This window comes from Propioniciclava sp. MC1683 (assembly GCF_014164675.1).
Classification (GTDB): Bacteria; Actinomycetota; Actinomycetes; order Propionibacteriales; family Propionibacteriaceae; genus Propioniciclava.
The window spans coordinates 1-690 of sequence record NZ_JACJFX010000116.1; the positions used below are offsets into that span (position 1 = coordinate 1).

Consider the following 690-nt stretch of genomic DNA (forward strand, 5'->3'; position numbering starts at 1 on the left):
GGGTTCAAGGCCCACGTGGTGATCGAGCCCGACACCGGCCTCGCGACCATGGTCGAGTTGACCAAGGCCGCCGGGCCGGACAACAGCGACGCCACCGTCGGTGCCAGGCTGGTGGTGGCTGATCCGACCATCGACAGCCCGGTCGAGGTGCTGGGCGATTCGGCCTACGCCACCGGCGACATGCTCGCCGTCCTTGAGGCCAAGAGGTGGGTGCCGCTGGTCAAACCCTGGCCGATCCGGCCGGCCGTCGAGGACGGGTTCACCATCGACGACTTCACCCACGACCCTGCCGCCGGCACCCTGACCTGCCCAGCAGGAGTAACGAAGACCATCACCAAGACCCGCAAGGCGGTGTTCGGCATCGCCTGCCGGGCCTGCCCGTTCAGGCAGCGATGCACGACCGCCGCGAAAGGCCGCACCATCCAGCTGCACCCCCACGACCTGCTGCAACGCGCACACCGCCAACGGGCCGCCGGCGAGGGCTTCCAAGCCACCTACCGCCGGTACCGGCCCATGGTCGAACGCACGATCGCGTGGCTGGCCCGAGGCAACCGCAAAGTGCCCTACCGAGGCGTCACGAAGAACGACAACTGGCTCCACCAACGAGTCGCGGCGATCAACCTCCGCCGCCTCCTGAACCTCGGCCTCAGCTTCGGCAACACCGGCTGGGCGATCGCCTGACCAGCCCCG

At 69.0% G+C, this 690-nt stretch carries 1 protein-coding gene; it reads left to right on the forward strand.

The window, feature by feature from the left end; translation table 11 throughout:
- Positions 1 to 681: transposase (locus H5397_RS17500; RefSeq protein ID WP_182819028.1), on the forward strand; the 681-nt coding region annotated here is incomplete at its 5' end.
- Between the last annotated feature and the right edge of the window lie 9 nt (positions 682 to 690).